The following is a 23,024-nucleotide window of genomic DNA, read 5'->3' on the forward strand; positions in this document are numbered from 1 at the left end:
TCCGGAGGTGGAGCGGATCCGCCGGGAGCTGGCTCAGGTGCTGGTGGGGCGGCGCATCACGGGGATCGAGCTCCTGGAGGAGCGCCTGCCCCAGAACACGGGCCCTGAGGAGCTGGAGGCGGTGGTGGGGCGCAGGGTGCGGCGGGTCCGCCGGCGGGGGAAGTACCTGCTGCTGGACCTGGAGGGGCGCGGGCTCCTGGTGCTCCACCTGCGCATGAGCGGGCGCCTCCTCTTCCGGGAGCCGGGACGCGACGGGGCCGTCCGACCCTCCCACGTCCGCCTGCGTTTGGGTGTGGAGGGTGGGGGAGAGCTGGTGCTGGTCGATCCGCGCCGCTTCGGCCTCCTCTACTGGCTGCCCGCGGGCGGGGCGCGGCGGGTGCCGGGTCTGGCGGCCATGGGCCCGGAACCGCTGGGCCGGCGGTTCACGCGGGAGGAACTGGGCCGCATCCTGTCGGGGCGGGCGGCGGCGGTGAAGGCCGTGCTCATGGACCAGCGGCGGCTCGCGGGCGTGGGGAACATCTATGCGGACGAGGCGCTCTTCCGGGCGGGGATCCGCCCCGACCGGCCCGCGGGCAGCCTCTCGGCCCAGGAAGTGGGCCGGCTGCACCAGGCGCTGCGGGCGGTGCTGCGGGAAGGCATCCGCCGGGGAGGGGTGACCGTGCGCTCGTACGCCGGAATCCACGGCGAGATGGGGCGCTTCCAAGAGGTGCTCCAGGTGTACGGCCGGAAGGGCGAGCCATGCCTCCGGTGCGGGGCCCCCTTGCGCGGGGCGCGGGTGAGCGGCCGCAGCTCCGTCTACTGCCCGGCCTGCCAGCGGTGACGGAAGGAGGGCCTCCACGGAGTGCCGGTGCGGGTTCTGGGCGTAACGGGCGGGGTGGCCACGGGCAAGAGCCTGGTGGCCCGTTTCCTGGAGGAGCTGGGGGCGGCGGTGGTCGACGCGGACCAGCTGGCCCGCGAGGTGGTGGAGCCCGGCGAGCCAGCGCTGGAGGAGATCCGGCAGGTCTTCGGCCCGGGGGTGCTCACCCCCGAAGGACGCCTGGACCGCAAAGCCCTGGCGAGGCGGGTCTTCTCCGACGAGGGCGCCCGCCGGAGGCTGGAGGCCATCATCCATCCCAGGGTCCGCCGGCGGATGGAGGAGGCGGTGGCCCGGCTGCGGGAGGCGGGGGCACCGTTGATCGTACTCGAGATTCCCCTCCTCTTCGAGGGCGGCGAGCCCGTCAGGCGCTTGGTGGACCGGGTGCTGGTGGTGACGGCGCCGGAGGCGGTGCAGCTCGAGCGGCTCCGGCAGCGGAACGGGCTGACGGAGGCCGAGGCCCGCGCCCGCATGGCGGCCCAGATGCCGCTGGAGGAGAAGGTGCGCCGGGCGGACTACGTGGTGGACAACGGCGGGACGCCGGAGGAGACGCGCCGGCAGGTGCAGCGGGTCTGGGAGGCGATGCGGCGTGAGGATCGCACTGATCGCCCACGATAAGAAGAAGGCCGAGATGATCGAGTTCGTGAAGGCGTACCGGGAGCTCCTGGCCGTGCACGAGCTGGTGGCCACGGGCACCACGGGGAGGCGCATCCAGGAGGAGGCGGGGCTCTCGGTGGAGCGCATGCTCTCAGGGCCGCTGGGGGGCGACCAGCAGATCGGCGCCCGCATCGCCTCGGGGCTGGTGGACGCGGTGATCTTCCTGAGGGATCCTCTCACCGCCCAGCCCCATGAGCCGGACATCACCGCCCTGCTGCGGGTCTGCGACGTGCACAACGTGCCGCTGGCCACCAACCGGGCCTCCGCGGAGCTGCTCCTCCTGGGCCTGGCCGAGTACCAGCCCGAGAAGCGCCACGTGCGCGCCCGGGGAGGGCCTGTCGCCCTCACGTCTCACGAGGATCCGCCCGCCGCGCCCGGCGGGCAGCGGGCCGGGGAGGCGTAGGCGGGTGGGGAAGGGGGGGAGGATGGCCGGCCGGATGCTGGTCGCAGTCGTGGTGGGCATCGCGGTGCTGGCGGCCCTCTACTGGCGACCCGTCGGCCGCCTCTTCTACCCTTTTCCGTACCGGGAGACGGTGGAGCACTGGTCGGCCGAGTACGGGGTGGACCCCCGGCTGGCGGCGGCCGTGGCCCGGGTGGAAAGCAGTTTTCGACCCTCGGCCCGGTCGGCGCGGGGCGCCCGCGGCCTGATGCAGGTGATGCCCGAGACGGGTGAGTGGGTCGCGGGGCAGCTGGGGCTGGACTCCTTCGAGCCAGAGGATCTCGACGATCCCAAGCTGAACCTGCGGGTGGGCATCTGGTACCTGGCCTACCAGGTGCGGGTCTTCAACGGTGACCTGGTGCTGGCCCTCGCAGCCTACAACGGCGGAGGGACCAACGTGCGCCGCTGGCTGGAGGAGGAGCGCTGGAGCGGCTCGGTGGACGAGCTCCGCCGCATCCCCTTCCCCGAGACCCGCACGTACCTGATGCGCGTCTTTGCCGCGTACGAACGCTATCGGCTGCTCTACCCCGAGGTGGGCGTGTCGAGCGATGGGGGAGGTCGGTGGAAGCATGGATGAGCTGGAGCGACTGCAGGATGTGACCGCGTGGCGGCCCGAACCGGGCCGGCGGTTCTTCTCGGCGTCCCACGAGGAGATCGCCGCGGGGCTCACGACCGATGTGTACTTCATCAAGACGCGGGAAACCCTGCGGGCCGAGGGCGTGGCCGAAGCCCACGTGGTGGCCGAGATCTTCCCGCGGGAAGACGGGGTCTTCGCCGGCCTGCCCGAGGTGGAAGCGCTCCTGCGAGGCCGCGGGGTGAAGCTCTGGGCGCTGCCCGAGGGGAGCAACTTCGCCGCCCGGGAGGTGGTCGCGCGGATCGAGGGGCCTTACGACCGGTTCGGCCTTTACGAGACACCGATCCTGGGCTTCCTGGCCTCATCCAGCGGCTGGGCCACCGCCGCCCGCAGGGCCCGCCTCGCCGCGGGCGGCAAGCCGGTCTTCTGCTTCGGAGCCCGGCACGTCCACCCGGCGGTGGCGCCGGTGATGGAGCGGGCCGCGCTGGTGGGGGGCGCGCAGGGAGCGGCCTGCATCCTGGCCGCGAAGCTAGCGGGCCAGGAGCCCGTGGGCACCGTGCCCCACGCGCTCTTCCTCATCCTGGGCGACACCGTGCAGGGAGCCCGGGCCTATCACCGGGTGATGCCGCCTGAGGAGCCCCGCACCATCCTGGTGGACACGTACAAGGACGAGGCCGAGGAGAGCCTGCGGGTGGCAGAGGCGCTGGGCGACGCCTTGGCGGGCGTCCGGCTCGACACCCCGGGGGAGCGGGGCGGCGTGACACCGGACCTGGTCCGCGAGCTTCGCGCCCGCCTGGACCAGGCGGGCCACCGGAACGTGACCGTCTTCGTCTCGGGCGGGCTCACCCCCGAACGCCTCAGCGCCCTGGCCGAAGCCGGGGCCGACGCCTTCGGGGTGGGAAGCTACATCTCCTCGGCGGCGCCCATCGACATGACCATGGACCTAAAGGAGGTGGCCGGGAAGCCCCGCACCAAGCGGGGGCGGATCCCGGGCCGGACCCCGAACCCCCGGCTGGTGGAGGTGCTCTAGGGGGCCACGTCGCCGCTGGCTGGAGAGGCCGCGCCGGGCTTCCAGCGGCTTTCGCGCGAGGCGCTGCGAACCGTTCTCAGTAACTTTCTTCCACGGGCACGGAATGGAAGAAGGAGGGACAAGCCACCAGGGCAGGAGAAGGGTGGGGTTCCTCGAATCTAGGAAGGAGGACACGACGAAAAGCGCACCGAAATCGCCTGCGCCGGCCTGGCGTCCGGCTGTAGACGCTTTCGGGCGCGGCGGGGTCCGCAGGGAGAACCCGCCGGATCCATCTCAGCATCGAGCAAACCCGTGAAAGGGGCGAGGCCAAACGATGTTAAGGCGTATGACCAGCTTGCTCCTGGCCCTGGCGCTGGTGGCTGCCCTCGGCAGTTTCGCCGCGGCCCAGGGTACGCCCAAGTACGGCGGGATCTGGAAGGATGCCCTCGCGAGCAACCCGCCGCAGTTGGATCCGGTCTTTGCCACCGACACCACCTCGGCCGAGGTGGACTATCAGATCTTCGAGACCTTGCTGGAGTACGCCCCGGACGGCAGCCTGGCGCCGCTCCTGGCCGAGTCCTACGAGATCAGCAACGGCGGCCAGACCGTCACGTTCAAGCTGCGCAAGGGCGTCCGCTTCCACGCGACCACCGAGGGCGGCACGCCCACGGCCAACGGCGGGCGGGAGGTCACCGCGCAGGACTGGGTCTGGACCTTCAACTACATCACCGATCCTGAGGTCAACTCGCCGCGGGCCTACTTCATCGACATGGTGAAGGGGTACGCGGAGTACCAGAGCGGCGAGGCCGACCACCTGGCCGGCGTCAAGGCCCTGGACGACTACACCCTCCAGTTCGAGCTTTCCTACCCCTTCGCGCCTTTCCCGCAGGTGATCGCGTACAACACCTTCACGGTGCTGCCGCGGGAGGACGTGGAGAAGTGGGGCAAGGACGACTTCAACTTCCACCCCGTGGGCACCGGCGCCTTCAAGTTCGAGGAGTGGCGCCAGGACGACGTGGTGCGGCTCTCCAAGAACGAGAACTATTGGATGAAGGATGAGAACGGCAACCAGCTGCCCTACATGGACGGCATCGAGTTCCGGGTCATCCCTGGCGGCGGCGCCACCGAGTGGACCGAGTACCAGCTGGGGAACATCTACGCGGTCAACAAGGTGGATGATCCTTACTTCCCGCAGGTCACTCAGGGTGTCAAGACCGACCTGGGCAACGGTTTCGTCCGATACGACGGACCCAACGGTGTCTTCCTGCAGAGGCCCCAGCCCGGCACCTACTACTACGGGTTCAACACCGAGATCGTGACCGACAAGCGGGTGCGCCAGGCCCTCAACTACGCGATCAACCGCGAGGCCATGATCAAGCTGGTCATCAACGGGCGGGCGGCCCCGGCCAAGGGCGTGCTACCCCCGGCCATCCCTGGCTACAACCCCGAGCTGAAGGGCTACAACTACGATCCCAACAAGGCGAAGGAGCTCCTCGCCCAGGCCGGGTACGGCCCCAGCAACCCGCTGAACCTAACCCTCCAGTATAACACCCACCCTGCTCACCAGCGGATCGCCGAGGCGCTCCAGGCCCAGCTCAAGCAGATCGGGGTCAACCTCACCCTGCGTGAGGTGGAGTGGGGCACCCATCTGGACACGACGGAGCGGGGCGAGGTCGGCTTCTTCCGCATGGGCTGGGTGGCCGACTACCTGGACGCGGACAACTTCCTCTACGTCCTGCTCAACTCGGACAACATCGGCCCCGAGGGGAACTACTCGCGCTTCAACAACCCGACCTTCGACACGCTCACCAAGGCGGCCCGGCTCTCCACCGATCAGGCGGAGCGGATCCGGCTCTACCGCGAGGCGGAGAAGATCGCCGTCGAGGAGGCGCCCTGGCTCTTCATCTACTACTACACCGACGACAACCTGATCAAGCCCTTCGTGCGGAACTACGAGCTGCCGGCCTTCGGCCAGTACTCGAACAAGTTCCGCAACGTCTGGCTCGATCTGTAAGGTCCGGGGCTGAAGGAAAGGCCGATCGCGACGTGTAAGGAGAGGGGGAGGGCCTGGACGCAACGGTCCCAGGCCCTCCCTTCCTGTGGACCGGCCCAGGAGGTGTTCGAGCCCGTCCTGGGTGCGAGGGGTGAGGCTGCGTGGCGCGCTACGCGCTGAGGCGCCTGCTCGAGGCGATTCCCGTCTTCCTCGGAGTGGTGCTGGTTGTCTTTCTGCTCTACAGCGTGGTGCCGGGCGACCCGGCCCGCCTGATGGCGGGCCAGCGGGGGGATCCGGCCACCATCGCCCGCATCCGGGCGGACATGGGGCTCGACAAGCCCATCCCCGAGCAGTTCGCGGACTTCCTCTGGTCTGCGGTCCGCTTCGACCTGGGGCGCTCCTACCGGAACAACATGCAGGTGATGGACGCCATTCTCCAGCGGGTTCCGGCGACCCTGGAGCTGGTGGTGGCCTCCCTCCTGCTGGGAGGGCTCGTCGGGATCGTCGTGGGCATCATCTCGGCGATCCGGCAGAACACCGCCCTGGACTACACCGCCATGACCGCCGCGGTGGTGGGGATCTCGGCGCCCACCTTCTGGATCGGCATGCTGCTCATCTTGTTCTTCGCCCTGGAGCTGCGCTGGATCCCGGGAACCGGCTACGGCAGCGGGCGCTGGGTCTACCTGGTGCTCCCCACGTTGACCCTGGCCACCCGACCCATGGCGCTCCTGGCCCGCATCACCCGCTCTTCGATGCTCGAAGCGATTCGGCAGGACTTCGTGCGGACCGCTCGGGCCAAGGGGCTCTCGGAGCGGGTGGTGGTGATCAAGCACGCGCTCCGGAACGCCCTCATCCCGGTGGTGACCGTCCTCGGAACCGAGACCGCCGCCATGCTGGGAGGCGTCGTGGTCACCGAGACGGTCTTCAGCTGGCCGGGGCTTGGGCGTCTCTTCGTGGAGGCGCTGCTCTTCCGGGACTATCCGATCATCCGCGGGCAGGTCCTCTTCCTGGCCACGGTCTTCATCGCGGCCAACCTGTTGGTGGATCTCTCCTACGCGATCTTCGACCCGCGGATCCGGTACGATTGAGGGGTGGTCGGCGTGAGCGCGAGCACTGAAGCCGCTGCCGCAGGCGTGGTGGTGAAGGAGGTCAAGGGGAAGAGCCTCGGGTCCGACGCGCGGCGGCGCTTCTTCCGCAACCGCCTGGCCGTTCTGGGCCTGGTGATCACGGTGGGGCTGATCCTGGTGGCCGTCTTCGCCCCGTACGTGGCCCCCTACGATCCCATGGAGCAGCTCGCGTGGCAGGATCCAGCCTTGAGCCTGGCCGCGCCGTCGTGGGCCCACCCCTTCGGGACGGACCTCTACGGGCGGGACCTCTTCTCGCGGGTGATCTTCGGGACGCGGATCTCGCTCGCCATCGCGGTGATGGCCGCGGTGGTGACCACCGCCATCGGCATCACCCTGGGCTCCTTGGCGGGCTACTTCCGGGGCTGGGTCGACTCGCTGATCACCTGGCTCATCAACGTGGTCTGGTCCTTCCCGTTCCTGCTCTTCGTGCTGGCCATCATCACCATCTTCCCCGAGGCGAGCCTCACCATCGTCTTCATCGCCATCGGGGTCGTCTCTTGGCCCGACATCGCCCGCATGACCCGGGGCCAGTTCCTGGCGGCCCGGGAGAACGAGTACGTGGAGGCGGCCCGGGCCGTGGGCGCCGGGGACTTCCTCATCATCTTCCGCCACATCCTGCCCAACATCCTGGCGCCCATGCTCGTCCAGGCCACCCTGGCCATGGGGGCGTACATCCAGCTCGAGGCGGCGCTCTCCTTCCTGGGCTTCGGGGTGCCGCCGCCCACCCCCAGTTGGGGGCGCATGGCGTCCGAGGGGCAGAACTACCTGTTCTCGGGCCAGTGGTGGTGGTCCATCATGCCCGGCATCGCCATCATGATCACCGTGCTGGGCTTCAACCTGCTGGGCGACGGGCTACGGGACGCGCTGGACGTGCGACAGCAGACCGAGTCCTGAGCTCCGCGGCGAGCCGCCCGGGCGAGCGGGAAGAGGAGTCGGGCCGTCTCGGAACGAAGGAATGCGCTTAGCGCGGCGCGGCCCGTACAGAGGAGGCATCGGCGTGGCAGAGAAGCTTCTGGAGCTCCGCAACCTGAAGACCTACTTCTTCACCGAGGACGGCACCGTGCCCGCCGTGGACGGGGTGAGCTTCGAGCTGAAGCGGGGTGGGAGCCTGGGGGTGGTGGGCGAGTCCGGCTGCGGCAAGAGCGTGACCGCCCTCTCCATCATGCGGCTCATCCCCCAGCCGCCCGGCAAGATCGTGGGCGGGCAGATCCTCTTCAACGGTGAGGACCTGGCGAAGAAGAAGGAGAGCGAGATGCGCCGCATCCGCGGCAACGAGATCTCCATGATCTTCCAGGAGCCGATGACCTCCCTCAACCCGGTCTTCACCGTGGGCGACCAGATCATGGAGGCGATCATCCTCCACCAGAAGCTCAACAAGCGAGAGGCCCGTGAACGGGCCATCGAGATGCTGAAGCTGGTGGGCATCCCCGACCCGGACCGGCGGGTGGACGAGTACCCCCACCAGATGAGCGGGGGCATGCGCCAGCGGGTGATGATCGCCATGGCGCTCTCATGCAACCCGAAGCTCCTCATCGCCGACGAGCCCACCACGGCCCTGGACGTGACCATCCAGGCCCAGATCCTGGACCTGATGCGCCGGCTCCGGAGCGAGGTGGGGGCGGCCATCATCCTGATCACCCACGATCTGGGCGTGGTGGCCGAGCTGGTGGACGACGTGGTGGTCATGTACGCGGGCAAGGTGGTGGAGAAGACCGACGTCCGCTCCATCTACGCGACCCCGCAGCACCCCTACACCGAGGGGCTGCTGGAGTCGATCCCCAAGCTCCACGAGGAGCGCGAGCGGCTCCAGACCATCGAGGGCGTCGTTCCCAGCCCTTACAGCATGCCTTCCGGCTGCCGCTTCCACCCCCGCTGCCCGCTGGCCCGGGACATCTGCAAGGTGGAGGAGCCGCCGCTTCTGGAGGTGGAGCAGGGCCACTGGGCGGCCTGCTGGAAGCACACCGATTTCGAGCCCATGAAGGAGGTGGGCTAGGTGGCGGTTCAGCTCGAGGAACGGCCGCAAGCCCAGACGGACGCCACGCTCCTGCAGGTGCGTGACCTGGTGAAGCATTTCCCCATCACCCGGGGGATCATCTTCTCCAAGCAGGTGGGGGCGGTGAAGGCCGTCGACGGCGTCTCCTTCTTCATCAAACGGGGGGAGACCCTGGGGCTGGTGGGGGAGTCGGGGTGCGGCAAGTCCACCACGGGGCGCCTGGTGCTCCGGCTCATCGAGCCCACGGCGGGTGAGGTGACCTTCGAGGGCAAGAACGTCCTGGCGCTGGGCCGTGAGGAGCTGCGCGCCTTGCGCCGGGAGATGCAGATCATCTTCCAGGACCCCTACGCCTCCCTCAACCCCCGGATGACCGTGGGGGACATCATCGGGGAGCCGCTGGAGATCCACCACCTGGCCCGCAACCGGAAGGAGCGCGACCAGCGGGTGCGGGAGCTCCTGGACGTGGTGGGGCTCAGCGCCTACCATGCCCGGCGCTACCCCCACGAGTTCTCGGGCGGCCAGCGGCAGCGCATCGGGGTGGCCCGGGCCCTGGCCGTGAACCCCAAGCTCATCGTGGCCGACGAGCCGGTTTCAGCCCTGGACGTCTCGATTCAGTCGCAGGTGATCAACCTGCTCCAGGACCTGCAGCGGGAGTTCGGGCTGGCCTACCTTTTCATCGCCCACGACCTGGCGGTGGTGAAGCACATCGCCCACCGGGTCGCGGTGATGTACCTGGGCAAGCTGGTGGAGCTCGCTTCGAAGAAGGAGCTCTACGACGACCCGCGCCACCCCTACACCCAGGCGCTCCTGTCGGCGGTACCCATCCCCGACCCCACGGTGAAGCGGGAGCGGGTGATCCTCACCGGCGACGTTCCCAGCCCCAGCCGGCCGCCCTCGGGCTGCCGCTTCCACACCCGCTGCCCCCTGGCCGAGGAGATCTGCACCCAGGTGGACCCGCCCTTCGGGGAGGCCAGCCCGGGCCACTGGGTCGCCTGCCACCTGGTAAAGCCAGGCAAGCCGGGCCCGAAGCTGGTGGCCTCGCCGGCAGGGATCGTCGCTGGGGACGGATCGCCCGGCGAGGAATTCCCGGGCGAGGGCGGGTCCTGACGAGGCGGGAGCCGTGCGTTGCCCCGAGTGCCAGCAGGAGGTGGTCCTGGCCCGCACCTGCCCCTACTGCGGAGCGACCGTGCCGCAGCCGGAGGAGTCGGAACGCCCGGCCGGCGGCGGGCAGGACCACCCCGGGAGCCAGCAGCATCCCCGGGGCCGTTTCCAGGGCCGCATGGAGCGCGAGGGGCCCAGATGGGATGCCTCCGCCTCCGGCGGGACGCGGCGGGGGGCCGGGCAGCACCCTGTGGGCTTCTGGGGGCGCCTGGCCCGCTACATGGTCCACCCGGCGGTACCGTTCCGCTCCAAGCTGCTGGTGGTGCTGGCCGGCCTCTACCTCCTGAGCCCCCTCGACTTGATCCCGGGCCTTCCACCCATCAGCTGGCTCGATGACGTGAGCCTCATGGCCGCGGTGTGGTGGTGGCTCTCCCGCGAGTTCGAGCGGTTCCGGTGAGGCCGGAACCCCTGCCTGCGCCCCGAGCGCGCAGAAGATAGCGAGCATTCCCTCATTCACCCGTGAAGGATCCATGCCGGCAGGAGTTCGGCGAGAGGCCACGAAGTCCAATAGTCGGCCAACAAGAACGGGAACAGGTATCGCTAGGTTCGCGCCCGCGCGCACCAGCACGGGCGGCTCGCAGGGGGGTTCCCGAATGTCGCGGGTCGGCAAGTGGATCACCCAGAACCGCATCTACCGCTCCATTTACCGCAACGCGTACCCGACCGACGACCGCAATCGGGTCCTGGTCATCCTGAACAGCCTCGCGCTCCACCTGCACCCCACCCGGGTGCCCAAGCGGGCCACGGACGTCTCCTACACGTGGGGGCTGGGCGGGCTCTCGATCTTCATGTTCGTCATCCTGACGGTGACGGGCGTCTTCCTCATGTTCTACTACATCCCGTCCACCAAGGACGCGTACTGGTCGATCCTGGAGCTGGAACGGAACGTGACCATGGGCTCCTTCATGCGCAACCTGCACCGGTGGGCGGCCCACGCCATGGTCATCACCGTCTTCCTCCACATGTGCCGGGTCTTCTACACGGGCTCCTACAAGCCGCCCCGGGAGTTCAACTGGGTGGTGGGGGTAGGGCTCCTGGTGCTCACCTTCCTGCTCAGCTTCACGGGCTACCTGCTGCCGTGGGATCAGCTGGCCTTCTGGGCCATCACCGTGGGCACCAACATCGCGAAGTCGACGCCCTTCATCGGCGACCAGGTGCAGTTCGCCCTCCTGGGCGGCTTCGAGATCGCCCAGCCCACCCTGATCCGGTGGTACACGCTGCACGTCATCTTCCTGCCTCTGGCGCTGATCGTGGTGGTCTCGTTCCACTTCTGGCGCGTGCGGAAGGACGGCAACATCTCGACGCCGGTCTACGAGGACGAGGAGGAGGCCGAGGAAGCCATCAGCCAGTCGCAGGCCGGGTAGCGGGCTGGCTGGCCCGCTCGCCGCAGCCAAAGCCGCAGGAAGGCGAAGGGGTCCTCCTGGTCGCCTCACCACCGGTGTGGGGGTGAGACGGATCCCAGCCGGGTCGCTGAGCTTGACGCCGAAGGAGGCCGCGCGATGGAACAGAAAGAGCCGCTCCGCCCGCTCCGCAAGGGGGCTCCCAGGGCGCGCTCGCCCGTGGTCGAAAAGGTGGTTGCACGCCGGGAGCAGCGCGTCTATGTCTGGCCGTACCTGGTCAGCGTGGAGATGATGGGCGCCCTGGTCTTCCTGGTGCTCCTCTCGATCATGTCGGTGGTCATCAAGGCGCCCCTGGGCAGCCTCGCCAACCCCGAGCTCACCCCGGACCCGGCCAAGGCGCCGTGGTACTTCCTTGGTCTGCAGGAGCTGCTGCTGCACATGAACGCATCGCTCGCGGGCGTCATCGTGCCCACGGCGGCGTTGCTGGGGCTGGCGGCGCTGCCGTACGTGGATCGTAGGAGGAAGGGCACGGGGATCTGGTTCAGCGGTCCGAAGGGTCCGGCCATCGCCGGCTTCTCCGCTTTCTACACCATCGCCTGGGAGCTGGCCCTCATCTTCATGGACGAGTGGCTCATGGTGCCCGGGGGCGAGGCGCACGGTATCCGTCCCTATATCATCCACCTGATGAGCCCGCTCAACCTGCACCCCATCATCCCGGAGACCATCGGGGGGTGGATCGTGCCCATCCTCTTCATGCTCTTCATCCCGTACTCGCTGACCGTGATCGTGCGCCGCCACTGGAAGGCCGATACCCGGGACGTCGCCATCGCCCTCTACACCTTCTTCGTGGCGTCGTTCCTGGTGCTCACGGTGGTGGGCACCGCCTTCCGGGGGCACGGCATGCGGCTCATGTGGCCCTGGGAGGTCGGGCGGCCCGTGGGCTTCTGAGGCGCGCGGGTGATGGGCGGGGCGGGAAGCTCCTGAGGCTCCCGTTGCCGAAAGCCGGAGACGCTGCAGCACACGTGGGGGGAAGGTGCCGATGCCCGAGAGGTCTGAGACCAAAGTGAGTGCCAACTCGCAGGTGAAGGACGGAGCCGCAGTGGCCGCGCGGGCCCTGGAGAGCGGAGCCGGGAAAGAGGCGCTCTCGCGGCGGCAGTTCATGCGCTCGCTCATGTGGGGGTCCGCCGGGCTCTTCGCGCTGGAAGCGGCCCTGTCGGGCCTGGCCCTCTTCTGGCCCCGCAACGTGAAGGGGTTCGGCTCGACGATCCGGGTCGGCCCGCTGGCGGACTTCCCCGTGGGGAGCGTCACCAAGGTGCGGGAGGGCAAGTTCTACGTCTCCCGCCTGGAGAACGGTTTCATCGCCCTCTACTGGCGGTGCACCCACCTGGGCTGCACGGTTCCGTGGCGGGAAGACGAGCAGCTCTTCCACTGCCCCTGCCACGGTTCGATGTACGAGCGCACGGGGCAGAACATCGCCGGGCCGGCGCCCCGGCCGCTCGACTACATGGAGTCCACCGTAGAGAGCGGGCAGATCGTGGTGAACACAGGCAAGATCACCCAGCGGGAGCGGTACGAGCCTGGGCAGCTGACGCCGGTTTGAGCTCGTCGCCGGGCCGGGGAGGGGGCGTGAGGCGTGTTCGAGGTTGCGGAGTCGGTGGAGCTCGGATTGGTCTTCATTCTGATCGTGGGCGGGCTCGCCCTGCTCTACTTCCTTCAGAGGTGGGTCCGAAAGGCGGCCGAGGACGAAGAGGGCGAGGGATCATAGCCTGCCCCGGCAGCGCTGCCGCCGGCGCCTGCAGGAGTCGCTGAAAGGAGTCGTCCCCACGTGCGCTACCGCAAGTACCTGGTCGTCATCGCACTGGCCTGGATCCTCATCCTCACCTGGACCGCCTACCTGGTCCTCGAGAACCGCCGCATGGCCACCGCGGGCGAAGAGCAGACCGCGAGCCTGGTGGCCCGCGGGCTCGACATCTACGCGAACAACTGCGTCGTCTGTCACGGACCCATGGGTGAGGGGGTGGTCGGCCCACCGCTGAACCGGGAGGAGTTCCGGGGTGATCCTGAGGAGGCGACCGACGCTTACGACCTCATCTACCGTACGGTGAGCCAGGGGCGCCCGGGCAGCACCGAGACGCACTGGGTGCGGCTGGCCACGGGCGAGTGGGCCTCCTTCACCTCCATGCCCACGTGGAGCCAGGACTTCGGCGGCCCCCTGAACGAGCAGGAGGTCCGGGCGGTGGCCACCTTCATCATGCTGGGCGACTGGACCCAGGTGAACGGGCGGATCCCGGCACCCCGGCTCCAGGGCGAGCTGCCCGACGCGGGCGTGGCGCCGGAAGTCAACCAGCAGGCCAAGGCGATCATCCAGGCCAAGGGGTGCCTGGCGTGCCACACCATCGGGCAGGTGGGCGGCTTCGTGGGCCCCGACCTCACCAAGGTGGGAACGTGGGGGTTGGACGCCGATTTCCTCAAGACCTGGATCAGCGACCCACCGGCCATGAAGGACCGGGCGCCCGTCTATTGGTCCAACTACGGGGGCCCGCTCCTGACGCCCCAGGGTATGCAGGCTCTGCAGTCCCAGCCTGGCGCGGGTACCGCCCAGGCCCGGGGAGAGGCCGGGGGTGGGGCGCCGGGCGGCGGGAGCCAGGCGGTGAAGGACCTGCCCCTGAACCCACCTGTCCCTCTGGGGCCGACGCAGATGCCGAAGCTCCTCTTCACGGACGACGAGCTGGACGTGCTGGTGCAGTACCTGCTCGGCCTCAAGTGAGGGCGGCGCGAAGGGAGGCGGGAAGGTGAGCGTGCGGTTGTGGGTGGGCCTGGCGGTGCTGGCCTTCGCGGCCGGCAGCCTGTTGCGCCTGGGCGTGGAGACGGGCGGGGCGGGCTTCACCATGTTCGGCATGGTCGCCTTCCTCCTCATCGGGGTGCTGGCGTTGCAGGAGGTCGCGGGGCAACAGGCCCGGGCCGGCCGAGGCCGTCTGGATGGGGTGCTGCGGCGGCAGGCCAGGCGCTGGCCGGTTCTGCGCCTCCCAGGAACCTCCTGGGGCGGGGTGGTGTACCTGGCCCGTCCCGGCCCGTCCTGGGTGGCCCTTGCCGTGGACACCAGCTCGGAGGCGGGGCTCTGGGCGCTGGTCGGGCCGGCCCTCGCGGCCCGGGCCCGAAAGCTTCGGGAGGGAGCGGCCGCCCTACCGGTTGAGGGAGACGGAGCCGCCGTGCTCCCCGTGCTGGTGCTGGTCCGCCGGAAGGTGCGCGCGAGAGAGCGTGCCCTGGGCGAGGCCGCCGGCGTTCGGCTGGCCAACCCGGAGGACCTGCCGGTCCTCTTCGCCGAGCTGGCCGGAGAGACGGGCGCGTCCGGGGCGAGCAAGGCCGCCGACGAGGAGGCGCCTCCCGGGCCGGAGGGCCTGGCGGGCGTGGCCGACCGGCTCGGGGCGGTGGCGCTTCGCTGAAGGCGGCGTGCCCGCCTACAACCAGGGGTCCGGGACGAGGCGGACCCGAGGCTCGGGTTGAGCCGTAGCTCTGCATGCGTATCGTGGGAGAAACGGGATCCCTCGGCTCCGGACAGCCGTGGCAAGGAGGTTGTCAGGATGGCGCACTTCATCCGCGACACGTGCATCGGGTGTACGGCCTGTGTGAAGGTGTGCCCGACGGAGGCGATCACCGGGGCACGCGACCAGGTCCACCTCATCGCGCCGGAGCTCTGCATCGACTGCGGCGCGTGCACCATGGCCTGCCCGGTGGAGTGCATCGAGAACGACCGCGGGGAGATCCTGCCCCGTATCCGCAAGCGCACCGAGTGGCCCAAGCCCGTGATCGACCCCGTGAGCTGCACCGGCTGCCAGTTCTGCGTGGACGTCTGCCCCTTCGACTGCCTGGAGATGTCCGGTGATACCTTCCACAGCATCGCGGTGCTGGTGGACCCCAAGGCCTGCGTGGGCTGCGGGCTCTGCGAGGAAGTGTGTGCCAAGGACGCGATCGACGTCCGCTTCCCGCCGAAGGAGAGCGTGGCGTGAGGCCCGGGGTTGGCGTCCGCGATGCTCTTGACGCTCCGGAGCCGCTGTGGTAGAGTCTAGGGTGCTGTGGGTCCCTCTTGCCCGGGTGGCGGAATTGGCAGACGCGCACGTTTGAGGGGCGTGTGGAGTAATCCGTACCGGTTCAAGTCCGGTCCCGGGCACCAGACAATACGGGCGGTTCGAGAGGATAACCCCGTCGGGGTATCTGAAACCGGACCCAACGCTGACTGAACGAGTCGAAGGCGCCAGCGGGCAGAACCCGCCGGGCGCCTTCGGTCGTTTGCCGCCAAGGCTGTGAACACCCGGCAGGTCCGGGCCTGTTCCCCGGCTGGCAGCAGATCGACGAGACGGTGCAGGTCCTGCCTTTCGTCCGCGCTCACGAGCTCACACCTCCCGAATGCACGTCTTCCAGCCACCTCTCCGGAGGATCCCGGCCCCGCTCCTCGGCAGCCAGCGTTGCGCGTCGCTTTCGTCCCGCGCCTACCCGGGCGGATCTTCTGAGCCCGTGCCCACTGCTTCGACTCACCCGGAACTCCGGATCTCCGGCGGGTTGGTCACGTGGGCCGGACCGCCCCGTCCACCTTCCACTCTGTCAACCCAAAACTGGATCCCATGCCTTTATCTGCATCCAGCAGGACAGATGTCAACTATGTTGAAGAAATAGCTCGAGGAAGCGGGGAGGGCTCGGGCAGCCCTGGGGCGCTCGAGCACCCCTGCGTGCTAAGGAGGGTCGGCGTTGCCTGTCAGGATCGACCCGCACCGATCACGGCAGCTCAACCGGTTGAGCATCCTTCAGCTGCTCCGCGCCCACGGGGAGCTGTCGGGATACGACCTGGCAAGGCGGACGGGCCTCAGCCGCACGGCGGCCTACAACGTGGTCGACGAGCTCCTGGCCTCTGCTACGGTTCGCGAGCGGCTCGGGCGCTCGCGCGGAGGACGCCGGCCCGTGCTCTACAGCCTCAACCCCGATACGGGCTTTGTCATCGGGGTGGACCTGGGCGGTTCGCGCATCCGGGCTGAGAGCTTTTCCTTCGACGAGAAGTCGGTGGCCTCTTCGGAGGTGCCGATGGGCCTGACGGGCAACGGTGGGGTGCTCTCCAGCGTGCTGGAGGCCGTAGGCAACGTGACGAGCAGCCTTCCGGGTCCGGTCTTGGGCATCGGGATCGCTGCGCCCGGCTTGGTGGACGCATCCCAGGGGATGGTGTTGCAGGCCGCCAACCTTGGCTGGCAGGACGTCCCCCTGGCGCAGATCCTCAGCGGTCGCTTCGGCCGGCCGGTGATCGTGGACAACGACACGAACGCGGCCACCCTGGCCGAGACACGGTTCGGGGCGGGGCGCGGTCACCGCAACGTCGTCTACGTCCGGGCCGACACCGGCATCGGGGCCGGACTGGTCCTCGACGGGAAGCTCTACCGGGGCGAGCTGGGGGTCGTCGGCGAGGTGGGGCACACGGTGCTCGAGCCGGACGGGGCATTGTGCGCCTGCGGGAGACGGGGCTGCCTCGAGACTCTGGCCTCGGTCCCTGCCATGGTGCGACGCTATCGGGCGTTGCGGGGTGAGACGGGCCCAGGCGAGTTGCGCTTCAAGGATCTGACCTCACGGGCCTACGCCGGCGACGAGGCGGCGCGGGTGACGCTGCGCGAATCCGGCCGCTGGTTGGGGCACGCGCTGGGGAACGTCGCGAACCTCCTGGGACCGTCTGCCATCCTGCTGGCCGGCCAGGTAGCGGGAGGGGGGCCGCTTCTCTGGGAGCCCCTCCTGGCCGAGCTTCGCCATCGGGCCCTCTCGCCCGCGGCGGGACAGATATGGGTGGCCCGGGGGGAGCTGAAGGAGCGGGCAGGTACCGTTGGGGCCGCCCAGTTGGTCTTTGAGCAGGTCTTTTCCCCAGATCACGAAGACTGGTTGCCTGCTCTTCGCGATCGCCAAGCGGAGGGCGGAAGCCAGGCGGATCAAGACGAGGGAGAGGACGGGGGTGGGGCCAGGGAGTCCAACGGCTCGTGTATGGGCTGACCGGGTAGGCTCCCTGTCGGCCTTCTCGATCGAAGGACCGGCGGCGGCAGCGCCGCCGAGGAGAGAGACGAGGGGGTATGGAGTCATGTGGACAGCAGTGGCCATCCTGGCCATCTTCCTGATCTTCGCCTTCCTCATGATCACCCAGAGGATGTCGTCCGTGCTCTCCTTGATCTTCATGGCCATCCTCATTCCGGTGGTGGCCGGGGTCCCTTTCACGGGGAGCGAGGGCATCCTTCAGAAAGTCGTTGAGGGCGGGGCCATCCGGCTCGCTACCGCCATCGCCGCCGTCATCTTCGGCGCGTGGCTGGGGCAGCTCATGGTGCAGACGGGGATCTCCCACTCCATGATCGCCAAGGCGGCCGAGCTGGGCGGGGACAAGCCCATGGGCGTCGCCCTCGCGCTGGGCGTGGTCGTGGCCATCCTCTTCACCGCGGTCGGGCACCTGGGTGCGGTGATCATGGTGGGGACCATCGTCCTTCCGATCTTGATGTCGGTGGGGATCGACCGGCACAAGGCGGCCACGATCTTCCTGATCTCCATGGCCACCGGCATCGCGATGAACCTCTCCAACTGGCAGACCTACGCTTCCATCGCCAACGTGGAGATCGGCGTCATCCAGCAGTTCGGGGTCATCCAGCTGGTGATCACCGGCGCGGTCGCCGTGGTCTACATCGTCCTGCAGACCCGGAGAGTCTCCTCCGAGTGGGCCGTTGGCGGAACGCCGCCGGCGACGGGCAGCTCGCCCACCAAGGTGGAGGCGAAGCACGTCCCGGCGCTCTCGCTCCTTACCCCGCTGGTCCCGCTCGTCCTGGTGCTGGGCTTCAAGTGGCCGATCGTCCCCAGCATGCTGGCGGGGATCCTGTACGGCGCCGTCACCGTGGACTTCCGGAACAGCCCTGCCAACCTGACCCGCTCGGTGATCGACGGGTTGCGTGAGACGGCTCCGGCGATTTCCCTGATGGTCGCCATCGGCATGGTCTTGAACGCGGTCTTCCTGCCCCAGGTGGCGGAAGCGATGGGTGGGCTGTTGAGGTCGATCATCCCGTCGAGCCCCGTCGGGTACGTCCTCTTCTTCGCCCTCCTGGCGCCGCTGGCCCTCTATCGGGGTCCCCTCAACATGTGGGGCCTCGGGAGCGGGATCGTCGGGCTGATCATCAGCCTCGGCATCCTGAGCCCGCAGGCGGCCATGGCTGCCTTCATGTCCACCGAGCGGGTTCAGATCGCGGGCGACCCGACCAACACCCACAACGTCTGGACCGCGGACTTCACCAAGATCGACGTCAACGCGATCACTCGGAGGCTGCTGCCGTTCCTGTGGATCGTGGCGGCCATCTCCGCGCTGATCGCCGGCATCCTCTACGTGTAGCAGGGACGCGGGGCCGGGAGCGGGGGTCATCCGCTCCCGGCACCGCCACCTCGTCCGGCGCGGCTCGCGAATCATGATGGACGTTCGCTCGCAGGTAGGCCCGAGAGCGGCGCCATGCCTGGCGGGAGTTCGTTTCGGGGGGTACGTCACGTGGCAGGCACAGGGGGAGCCCAGGACGCTCAGAAGGGCCGGCGCGTCCGGATCGGCATCGACGTCGGGGGAACCTTCACCGACGCGGTGGCCATCGATGATGGCAGCCTTGAGATCCTCGCCCAGCTCAAGATCCCGACCACCCACAGCGACGATCATGGTGTCGCCGCCGGCGTGGTCAGGGCGGTGCGCGGCGTTCTGGAGCAGGGGGAGATCGACCCGTCGGAGGTCGTCTTCATCTCCCACGGCACGACGCAGGCGACCAACGCCCTCCTGGAGGGCGACGTGGTCACGGTGGGCGTCGTCGGCATGGGGACGGGGCTCGACGGGGCGCGCGCTCGGGGCCAGACGCAGATCGAACCGATCCCCCTCGCGCAGGGCAAGGTCCTTCACCCGGTGCACACGTTCGTTGAGACCGGGAACGGCTTCGGACCTGAGCGTGTGGAGGCGGCGCTTCGATCCTTGATCGACCAGGGAGCCGAGGCGGTGGTGGCGGCGGAAGCGTACAGCGTCGACGACCCCCAGCGGGAGCTCCAGGTTCAGCAGGCGGCGCGCGAGCTGGGTCTGCCCGGAAGCTCGTCGCACGAGATCTCGAAGCGCTACGGGCTCAAGATGCGGACGCGCACGGCCGTCATCAATGCTTCCATCCTCCCCCGCATGACCCGGACCGCCGACATGACCGAGGAGAGCGTGCAGGCTGCAGGCATCGCGGCGCCGCTGATGATCATGCGCGGTGACGGTGGGTCGATGATGGTGGACGAGATGCGCCGGCGCCCCATCCTGACCCTTCTCTCGGGGCCCGCCGCCGGCGTGGCCGGTGCCCTCATGTACGCCAAGGTTTCGGACGGCCTCTTCCTGGAGGTGGGTGGCACCAGCACGGACATCTCCCTGATCAAGAACGGCCGGGTGATGGTGGACTACGCGGAGGTGGGCGGGCACCGGACCTACCTTCGCTCCCTGGATGTCCGCACGGTGGGTGTGGCCGGGGGGAGCATGATCCGCATCCGGGAGGGGCGGATGGTGGAGGTGGGGCCGCGCAGTGCACACATCGCGGGGCTCGCCTACGCCGTCTTCTCCGAACCCGAGGAGATGGAGGGCGCGGAGCTGGAGGTCTTCGCTCCCCTCCCAGGCGACCCGGCCGAGTACGTGGCCATCCGCGCTGCCAGCGGCAAGCGATTCGCCCTGACCCTCTCGGACGCGGCCAACCTGCTGGGGTTGGCGGCGCCGGGAGAGTACGCGCATGGGAACGTGGAGGCAGCCCGGCGTGCCTGGGGGCCGCTGGCTAGGGTCCTGGGAACGGATGTCGAGGAGGCGGCCCGCCAGGCACTGGAGCTGGCGGCCGAGAAGGTGCTGGCCCCCATCCATGCGCTCCGGAGGAAGTACGCCCTCGAGGAGTCCAAGGTGGTCCTCGTGGGCGGCGGGGGCGGCTCGGCGGCGGTGGTCCCCTACGTGGCCGGGAAGCTCGGGGTGCCGCACCGCATCGTCGAGAACGCGCCCATCATCTCCACCATCGGGGTGGCGCTGGCCATGATCCGGGAGACCATCGAGCGATCGGTGAGCAACCCGACCGAGCAGGACCTGCTCCGGATCCGGCGCGAGGCACAGGAGGCGGTGATCGGCCTGGGTGCGGAGCCGTCCACGGTGGAGGTGCAGATGGAGGTCCTGCCCGATGAGAGCCTGGTGCGGGCCGTGGCGACGGGCGCTACCGAGCTTCGCACCGGTACGGCCCGCCGGGCGAGCCTCTCGGTGGATGCGCGCCGGGGGGTGGTGGCCCAAGGGCTCGGCGTGCCCGTGGAGGCGGTGGAGCACCTGGGTGGCAGCAGCGGACTCGACGCCTACGGCCACACCGTGGAGAAGCGCGCCCTGTTCGGCCTGCTCAAGAAGCAGGAGCAGCGGGTACAGGTTTGCGACCAGGAGGGCGTGGTCCGCCTGAAGCTCTCCCACGCGTTCACGCAGGCGGCCACGGTTGCACGAGCCCGGAGTGCTGCAACCGGGGTGATGGAGCGAGCATCCACTGTGAAGGACACGGGTCGGGTGCTGCCCAACGTCTTCGTCCTCGTCGGCTCGCGCCTCGTGGACCTGAGCGGGATCGCGGACGAGGAGCTCATTCACTCCATGATCGAGACCGAGCTGGCGGGGCTGCCCGGTGAGACACCCGTCGTCTTCGTGGCCGAGCCGCGGTAGGGCGGGCCCCGGCACCAGCGGAGCATGAGGGGGCATCGACGATGAGCCGATTCCTGGAGACGCTGCAATCGGGCCGTTTCGGCCTGATCGTGGCCCTTCCTGCCAACAGCGTGGCGATGGCACGCGCCGCCGAGGAAGGGGGTGCGGACGCCATCAAGGTGCATCTCAACATCACCCATCGGGCGACCAGGCGGAAGTTCGGTTCGCTGGAGGTCGAGCGGCCCGTGCTCGAGGAGATCTTGGGGGCGGTTCGGATCCCGGTAGGTCTGGTGCCGGCCGCGGAGGGTGCGGATCGGGCCGAGATCACGGCGGCTGCCTCCATGCCCTTCGACTTCGTCGACATGTTCGCCCACTTCATGCCCGGGTGGCTCCTGCAAGTGGGCACATGGGACCGGATGGTCGCGGCGGACGCGAGCTTCGACCTGGACCTGCTCCGGGGCCTCGGCAGCATGACCGGCCTCCACATGGCAGAGCTCGCGCTCGTCCCACAGGAAGGGTATGGCGAGCCCCTGAGCGTGCGGGACCTGGCCCGGTACGCGGCCGCCGTCGAGGCTTTCGGCAAGCCGGCGGTGATCCCGAGCCAGCGACGGCTCGAGCCCCACGACGTGCCCGCGCTGCGGGCGACGGGGGCTGCGGCCGTCATGATCGGCGTCCTCTCGGTGGGCGAGGAGCCGGCGGAGATCTACGAGATGACCCGGGCGTTCCGCCAGGTGATCGACAAGGGTTGACGAGGAGGGATCTGATGGTACCGGTCCATACGTACGACCTGGTGGTCGTCGGGGGCGGGAACAGCGGGGTGCTGGCCGCGGTGGCCGCCGCCAGGATGGGTCTCAAGGTGGCCCTCGTGGAACGGTACGGATTCCTGGGTGGCACGCTGACAGCGGCCATGGTGGGCCCGATCCAGTCGTTCCACGCTGGGGAGACGCAGGTGGTGCGCGGCCTACCCCAGGAGGTGGTCGACCGGCTGCAGGCCATCGGCGGCTCGCCTGGGCACGTGCCTGACCCCATCGACTACTGCTCGAGCATCACGCCTTTCGATTTCGAAGCGCTGAAGCGGGTCTTCCAGGAGATGTGCGTCGAGGCGGGCGTGGATCTGTGGCTCCACGCCACCTTCCTGGACGCGGCGGTCGACGGCCGGCAGCTCCGGCACGTGCGGGTGTGGCAGAAGGACGGGGTGAGCGAGCTCGCGGCCCGCTTCTTCGTTGACGCCTCCGGCGACGGGGACCTCTCCGCGGCCGCCGGTGTTCCGTTCCGGGTCGGGCGGGACGAAGACAGCCTTCCCCAGCCCATGACGATGATCTTCTCCGTGGGCGGCGTCGACTGGGACCGGGCCTTCGACTTCTTTCGGGAGCATCCGGAGGAGCTCCAGCACCCGGTGGCCATCCACGGAACCATCGACCCGGACCGTCTTCGATCTCTCCCATTCCGGGGCTTCTCCGCCTTCCCGACCCTCCTTGCGGAGGCTCGGGAGGAGGGTGCCTTCACCATCCCGCGGCAGCGCCTCCTGGTCTTCGAATCCCTTCGGAAGGGCGAGGCGGTCGTGAACACCACCCGGGTTCAGGGGCTCTCGTCATTGAATGGGCGGGATCTGGCCCGGGCGGAGGTTGAGGGGCGGCGCCAGGTGTGGGAGCTGGTCGACTTCCTGCGGGACCGGGTACCTGGTTTCGAGGAGGTCCACGTGATCGCGGTCGCGCCGCAGATCGGAGTGCGGGAGAGCCGCCGAATCGAGGGCGAGGTGCAGGTGACGCAAGAAGACGTCCTGGCGGCCCGCACGTTCCCGGATGCGATCGCCTGCGGGGCGTACCCCATCGACATCCACGACCCGGCGTCGACCAAGAACAAGACGCGCCGCCTGCCCGAAGGCGAGTACTACACGGTCCCCTACCGGGCCATGGTGCCGCGGGCGATGGACAACCTCCTGGTAACCGGGCGGTGCATCTCGGCCACCCATGAGGCGCTGGCGGCGCTCCGTCTCTCGCCCTTCACGATGGCGATGGGGCACGCGGCGGGCGTGGCGGCGACCCTGGCGCTGCGGAAGGGCGCGGCGGCCCGGGACGTGGACACGGACCTCCTGCGGGGCACGCTCGTGGAGCAGGGCGCCTTCGTCGGCGGCGGGGCCTAGGACCGTGCCTCAACCCCGGGGCATGCACGGGACGA

The 23,024-nt window shown here is 69.2% G+C and carries 23 protein-coding genes and 1 tRNA gene; all 24 read left to right on the forward strand.

Features of this window, described 5'->3' with window-relative positions; genetic code table 11:
* Window positions 1–7: 7 nt before the first annotated feature.
* The 24 genes from mutM to LIP_RS07020 all read left to right on the forward strand — a co-directional run bounded on the left by mutM (window position 8) and on the right by LIP_RS07020 (window position 22,989).
* Complete coding sequence (gene mutM, locus LIP_RS06910; protein ID WP_158509586.1) at window positions 8–820, forward strand: bifunctional DNA-formamidopyrimidine glycosylase/DNA-(apurinic or apyrimidinic site) lyase; 813 nt, start codon at window positions 8–10, stop codon at window positions 818–820.
* Between the two features lie 27 nt (window positions 821–847).
* Entirely contained in the window at window positions 848–1,471 is a 624-nt protein-coding gene (gene coaE / locus LIP_RS06915) for a dephospho-CoA kinase (RefSeq protein WP_068141683.1), read from the forward strand.
* Window positions 1,443–1,913: a methylglyoxal synthase gene (locus LIP_RS06920; RefSeq protein ID WP_082725983.1), complete on the forward strand. Its 471-nt coding sequence runs from the start codon at window positions 1,443–1,445 to the stop codon at window positions 1,911–1,913. Before coaE ends, LIP_RS06920 begins: the two co-directional genes overlap by 29 nt.
* 34 nt (window positions 1,914–1,947) lie before the next feature.
* Window positions 1,948–2,526 carry a lytic transglycosylase domain-containing protein gene (locus LIP_RS06925; RefSeq protein ID WP_082726593.1) on the forward strand — a complete coding sequence of 193 codons (579 nt, stop codon included), beginning with the start codon at window positions 1,948–1,950 and terminating at the stop codon, window positions 2,524–2,526.
* Window positions 2,519–3,553, forward strand: a complete 1,035-nt coding sequence (locus LIP_RS06930) for a nicotinate phosphoribosyltransferase (RefSeq protein WP_068136076.1) — start codon at window positions 2,519–2,521, stop codon at window positions 3,551–3,553. The genes LIP_RS06925 and LIP_RS06930 overlap by 8 nt, the downstream gene beginning before the upstream one ends.
* A 325-nt stretch (window positions 3,554–3,878) precedes the next feature.
* Window positions 3,879–5,546, forward strand: coding sequence for an ABC transporter substrate-binding protein (locus tag LIP_RS06935; RefSeq protein ID WP_198409763.1), 1,668 nt, complete (start codon window positions 3,879–3,881; stop codon window positions 5,544–5,546).
* A gap of 140 nt (window positions 5,547–5,686) precedes the next feature.
* Window positions 5,687–6,613: an ABC transporter permease gene (locus tag LIP_RS06940; RefSeq protein ID WP_068136081.1), complete on the forward strand. Its 927-nt coding sequence runs from the start codon at window positions 5,687–5,689 to the stop codon at window positions 6,611–6,613.
* A 12-nt stretch (window positions 6,614–6,625) separates the two neighbouring features.
* Window positions 6,626–7,546 (forward strand): ABC transporter permease, encoded by a 921-nt coding sequence (locus tag LIP_RS06945; RefSeq protein WP_198409764.1) that lies wholly within the window; start codon window positions 6,626–6,628, stop codon window positions 7,544–7,546.
* 103 nt (window positions 7,547–7,649) lie between these two features.
* The gene (locus tag LIP_RS06950) at window positions 7,650–8,645 is read left to right on the forward strand and encodes an ABC transporter ATP-binding protein (protein ID WP_068136082.1); all 996 of its coding nucleotides are present in this window, start codon (window positions 7,650–7,652) and stop codon (window positions 8,643–8,645) included.
* Complete coding sequence (locus LIP_RS06955) at window positions 8,646–9,752, forward strand: ABC transporter ATP-binding protein (protein WP_082725984.1); 1,107 nt, start codon at window positions 8,646–8,648, stop codon at window positions 9,750–9,752.
* 13 nt (window positions 9,753–9,765) lie between these two features.
* Window positions 9,766–10,203: a DUF1232 domain-containing protein gene (locus LIP_RS19280; protein ID WP_068136086.1), complete on the forward strand. Its 438-nt coding sequence runs from the start codon at window positions 9,766–9,768 to the stop codon at window positions 10,201–10,203.
* A 196-nt stretch (window positions 10,204–10,399) separates the two neighbouring features.
* Window positions 10,400–11,170 (forward strand): selenite/tellurite reduction operon b-type cytochrome ExtP, encoded by a 771-nt coding sequence (extP, locus tag LIP_RS06965; RefSeq protein ID WP_068136088.1) that lies wholly within the window; start codon window positions 10,400–10,402, stop codon window positions 11,168–11,170.
* A 135-nt stretch (window positions 11,171–11,305) separates the two neighbouring features.
* A complete protein-coding gene (locus tag LIP_RS06970) occupies window positions 11,306–12,094 on the forward strand; it encodes a cytochrome b family protein (RefSeq protein WP_068136091.1) in 789 nt (262 codons plus the stop codon).
* Between the two features lie 91 nt (window positions 12,095–12,185).
* On the forward strand, window positions 12,186–12,746 hold the full coding sequence (locus tag LIP_RS06975) for a QcrA and Rieske domain-containing protein (protein WP_068136093.1): 561 nt from the start codon (window positions 12,186–12,188) through the stop codon (window positions 12,744–12,746).
* Window positions 12,747–12,779: 33 nt separating this feature from the next.
* A complete protein-coding gene (locus LIP_RS19995; protein ID WP_269433377.1) occupies window positions 12,780–12,911 on the forward strand; it encodes a hypothetical protein in 132 nt (43 codons plus the stop codon).
* A 60-nt stretch (window positions 12,912–12,971) separates the two neighbouring features.
* Complete coding sequence (locus LIP_RS06980) at window positions 12,972–13,913, forward strand: c-type cytochrome (RefSeq protein WP_068136096.1); 942 nt, start codon at window positions 12,972–12,974, stop codon at window positions 13,911–13,913.
* A 25-nt stretch (window positions 13,914–13,938) separates the two neighbouring features.
* A complete protein-coding gene (locus LIP_RS20000) occupies window positions 13,939–14,589 on the forward strand; it encodes a hypothetical protein (protein WP_068136098.1) in 651 nt (216 codons plus the stop codon).
* Window positions 14,590–14,727: 138 nt separating this feature from the next.
* Entirely contained in the window at window positions 14,728–15,153 is a 426-nt protein-coding gene (locus tag LIP_RS06990; RefSeq protein ID WP_068136100.1) for a 4Fe-4S binding protein, read from the forward strand.
* Window positions 15,154–15,232: 79 nt separating this feature from the next.
* Window positions 15,233–15,317, forward strand: a tRNA-Leu gene (locus tag LIP_RS06995).
* 572 nt (window positions 15,318–15,889) lie between these two features.
* A complete protein-coding gene (locus LIP_RS07000; RefSeq protein ID WP_068136102.1) occupies window positions 15,890–17,164 on the forward strand; it encodes an ROK family protein in 1,275 nt (424 codons plus the stop codon).
* Window positions 17,165–17,249: 85 nt separating this feature from the next.
* A complete protein-coding gene (locus LIP_RS07005; RefSeq protein ID WP_144440378.1) occupies window positions 17,250–18,533 on the forward strand; it encodes a C4-dicarboxylate ABC transporter in 1,284 nt (427 codons plus the stop codon).
* A gap of 150 nt (window positions 18,534–18,683) precedes the next feature.
* Window positions 18,684–20,867 carry a hydantoinase/oxoprolinase family protein gene (locus LIP_RS07010; protein ID WP_068136107.1) on the forward strand — a complete coding sequence of 728 codons (2,184 nt, stop codon included), beginning with the start codon at window positions 18,684–18,686 and terminating at the stop codon, window positions 20,865–20,867.
* A gap of 41 nt (window positions 20,868–20,908) precedes the next feature.
* Window positions 20,909–21,595, forward strand: coding sequence for a hypothetical protein (locus LIP_RS18900; RefSeq protein ID WP_068136109.1), 687 nt, complete (start codon window positions 20,909–20,911; stop codon window positions 21,593–21,595).
* Window positions 21,596–21,609: 14 nt separating this feature from the next.
* Entirely contained in the window at window positions 21,610–22,989 is a 1,380-nt protein-coding gene (locus LIP_RS07020; RefSeq protein WP_068136112.1) for an FAD-dependent oxidoreductase, read from the forward strand.
* Window positions 22,990–23,024: the final 35 nt, after the last annotated feature.

It is taken from the genome of Limnochorda pilosa, assembly GCF_001544015.1.
Lineage (GTDB): Bacteria > Bacillota > Limnochordia > Limnochordales > Limnochordaceae > Limnochorda > Limnochorda pilosa.